The 3,847-nt window shown below is 31.2% G+C and carries 4 protein-coding genes; 3 read left to right on the forward strand and 1 reads right to left on the reverse strand.

Annotated elements, in window-relative coordinates; translation table 11 throughout:
- Positions 1-341: 341 nt before the first annotated feature.
- Positions 342-1,208, forward strand: coding sequence for a replication initiator protein A (locus PQG52_RS11350; RefSeq protein WP_271829595.1), 867 nt, complete (start codon positions 342-344; stop codon positions 1,206-1,208).
- 526 nt (positions 1,209-1,734) lie between these two features.
- On the opposite strand, the gene PQG52_RS11355 is transcribed toward PQG52_RS11350, so the two are convergent.
- On the reverse strand, positions 1,735-1,929 hold the full coding sequence (locus PQG52_RS11355) for a hypothetical protein (protein ID WP_271829596.1): 195 nt from the start codon (positions 1,927-1,929) through the stop codon (positions 1,735-1,737).
- 308 nt (positions 1,930-2,237) lie between these two features.
- Between PQG52_RS11355 and PQG52_RS11360 the strand changes: the two genes are divergently transcribed.
- Positions 2,238-2,726 carry a hypothetical protein gene (locus PQG52_RS11360; protein WP_271829597.1) on the forward strand — a complete coding sequence of 163 codons (489 nt, stop codon included), beginning with the start codon at positions 2,238-2,240 and terminating at the stop codon, positions 2,724-2,726.
- Positions 2,727-3,025: 299 nt separating this feature from the next.
- The gene (locus PQG52_RS11365) at positions 3,026-3,391 is read left to right on the forward strand and encodes a hypothetical protein (RefSeq protein ID WP_271829598.1); all 366 of its coding nucleotides are present in this window, start codon (positions 3,026-3,028) and stop codon (positions 3,389-3,391) included.
- Positions 3,392-3,847 lie beyond the last annotated feature (456 nt).

Raw genomic sequence — 3,847 nt, forward strand, 5'->3', positions numbered from 1 at the left:
AAAAAAAGAATTCACAGGTGATTTTCTTATTATAAATTTATTAAAGTATTATTAAGGGTCATTATCCACAAGATAATTCATTGAAAATAAATAATAAATTATTCACATAGGTATCTAAATGCACGTAATATGGTATCTAAATGCACGTAATATGGTATCTAAATGCACGTAATATGGTATCTAAATGCACGTAATATGGTATCTAAATGCACGATAATAATTCTTGCTTTATTCTTTGTAATTACGTTATGTTATTATTCTTAATAAAAAGGGTAGTTGTTCGTTGCAACTACCCTTTAACAATCACCATTTTTAGAAACTTTTCAACAGAATATAAAACAATGATTTATGCAAAGAATACCATTCAATATGAATGTGAAGCAATACAAAAAAACACAGAAAAGAAGCATCTCTCACCAAAGAAACATAAGCAAACAGATTTCTTTATTGCTGATATATTTAATAATCTGACATTCCAAGATGATATCGCTAGTATGGAACATCCTTTATTTGCCTTAAAAGCAGGAGATATTAAAACTAGAAAATATGAACATAATAATTTTAGTATCGTTATAGCCCCTAATGCTGAATATGGCATGGCAACGATCCATGACAAAGATATTTGGATTTATTGCATCTCAAAACTCATGCAAGCCATCTATGAAGAAAAAGAAATCAGTCGAACCGTTCACTTTACGATCTATGATTACCTTATAACGACAAATAGACATACAAGTGGTAGTGATTATAGTAGAGCAAAAGATGCCCTTGAGCGACTACGAGGAACAAGCATCACAACCAATATTGAAACAGCACAAACAAGAGAGGCACACGGTTTTGGTTTAATTGATGCATGGCGTGTTGTTGAAGAAAAAGACGGTCGTATGGTCAGAGTATCAGTCACACTCCCAGACTGGCTCTACCGCTCTATTACTGCTAATCAAGTTTTAACTATCAGCCCAGATTATTTCAGGCTGAGAAAGCCCTTAGATCGCCGTATTTATGAATTGGCTCGTAAACATTGTGGAAATCAAAAAGAGTGGAAAATAGGATTAGAATTACTTTTAAGAAAAACGGGAAGTAGCGAGAAGTTAAAGGGTTTCAGACAATCAATAAAATCTTTAGTCGCAACAAATGAGTTACCAGACTATAGCGTTGCCTATGATCTCGAAAGTGATATGGTAATTTTTACGCAAAAATCTAACTAGGATTATTTTTCATTTCATCTTCTAAAAGAGATTTAAGTTTTTTAAAACAAATCAAGTAAAATGATAAGAATTTGATAAAAAATTGATAAATAATTGATAAGAAATGATAAATATAGCAAATCCCGTTCGCTTTGCTCACAAAAATGGACAAAAAATGAACAGAGAGAACCCTTAATCTGAAGAGTTTTAAGGACATACACCATACGCAAGGTAAACTTGCATTAACATATTGAATTTATTTAGTTTGTATTTTTTGATACTATAGATTTGTCAGACATTTGTCTGACAAACATCTCTACAGCCTAGGTTTCTCAATAAAAATTGTCATATTTTTGTCTGACATTATTGTTGTTGATTTTAAAACGCATTTTGCAGTCAACTTTGAGGTTTTAAAGCTCGATTACTTTGCATCATTCCTAAGCAATGAACCAAACCTAACTTTTAAATAAAAGAATTTCTTGAGGATTAAAACTTCACAACTACACAATCAGATTTTTTATCGTAAATTTCATAAGAAAAATCAAAATTAATGCCCTGTTCTTTTCTGCTGCACCGATTGCTTACTCATACCGTTAGATTGACCACAAGAATGACGTTTTAATTGTTCACAAACTTGATTTGCTATTTGAATTGGATCACCACTTGGTGGGTTAACGATAACTTTTATATCGTTATGATAATTATTGCATGTACTCTCTATTCGAGAACATTCTTTAGCCATTTGAAGATCATGAGCAGTTGTTCTTTTGCCTGCATTATGCTGTTGTGTATTTACTGGATTAGGAGGCTTCCTCCCAACAGAATTTTGATCTTGAATCTTTTTTACAGCTTCCTGAGAAGGGGGTTTTGGATTATTTTTGATGCGTCTGTAACAGAATATTGAAATTTTTCAATGATTGCTTGTAATCGATTGAGATCAATCTGTGCATATTGAGTAGTGGCCACATTTAATTCCTTTGATGAAGATATTTTTTGGTTTAAAATGAGAATTAATAAATAATTTTAATGTTTTTATTTAAGGTTTAATGAATGAAAAAATTCTTACTCGCCTTGCCTATTCTGGTATTTCCTTTAATCGCACAAGCAGCAGACAAGCCAACGCATGCTTCAGAAGCCATGATACAAGCTACAGAAAGAAGGTTCTTACCAAAATATTGTGCTGAAGGAATGAAAAGATTAACGGCTGATGTTTATGATTGTTATTTACACACTAAAGATACAGACCAAAAAAAAGAAGAATGTATGATTGGTGATTTTATGGCTTCTGGAGTGATTATGCGCGTTAATGAACGTGCCGTTGCATTAGGTAACTCACCTAAATATGATATACCCTTTTTTACATTTTCAAAAATGAAGCAGCGTGCTGAAAATTTTATTACACAGAGTCCAAAATTCAAAAATTATAGTCAACAAGAGTTTCTTAACTATTTATCACAAACATTAGATATTATAATTAACGATTATGATAAATTAAATAAAAAAGCTAATGGAAATTGTTCTGCTTTTTTTAAACCTTAAATAACCATAACAAACGACCTCGAAACAGGTCGTTTGTTATTAGCCTGATATTGTGGTCTACCTTGTAGACGCAACAATTTCATTATGGTGTTTACCATAGCATATTTTGACAAACACAACAATAATACATCCCTACACTGATCTTTTTCCCGTTGAGCATGAAATGCGAATAAGTTTAGTATTCCAGTCCTGGAATACACATCTTGCCACACGATATTAGGATACTTTTGTCCGTTTTTGGACTTTTTATTTGATAGAGCGCATTTTTTACAATAAAATCCAAAAACGGACAAAAATATATGGTAAAGAAGGCAAAATGGGGTGAAGCTAGGGTTCTCTTTTTTCGTTTCAAAGAAGAAATAGAACAGGATATAAAAAGAGCAATACCCAAAAAGCATATATGGTCTAAACGTAAAGACGATTTGAATTTTACTTACTCTGCTTTTTTGAAGTTATGCAAAAAACACATTACTCCAACAAATGAAATATCCATAAAAAGCTCAATCTATAAATTGGATCGTGAAAATATGGAAGATTTAAGCGGCATCACAACAAAACCAAAACAAAAATCAATTCGCCCATCACTTATAGGAACAAAAATTAACTTTACCCCAACACCTGACCCAGAAAGAGTCAAAAGATGGCTCATCAAACCTAAAAAATAAAAAGAGGTTCATTTAGTTTTTTTCTAACTTGATAGTCTTGATTGTTTCAAAGTAGCTGATTTTTGTATTGAGGATTAACTATCAATATAAATCGTTTAATATCGTTTGCTTTTGATGCTCAAAATTGTTTGTAAAAAGAAAATAAAATCTAATGGAACCAAAAGCCGTTTAAATTGCTCTGGAGAGACTTTAATTCATTTTGTGATGATTTCCATATAAAATATTTTAAACTGCTTCTACGATTAAATATGAGGCGTTTATGGGCATATTTAATTTATCTTCCTGAGCATAACAACAAATCACATAAAAAAGTCATTGCTAAATATTACTCGTAAATCAAATGGTTTTTTAGAAGTTTTCCACAAGGTAAAAAAAGAATTCACAGGTGATTTTCTTATTATAAATTTATTAAAGTATTATTAAGGGTCATTATCCACAAGATAATTCATTGAAAAT

Source organism: Commensalibacter communis, assembly GCF_947179105.1.
GTDB classification, from domain to species: Bacteria; Pseudomonadota; Alphaproteobacteria; order Acetobacterales; family Acetobacteraceae; genus Commensalibacter; species Commensalibacter communis.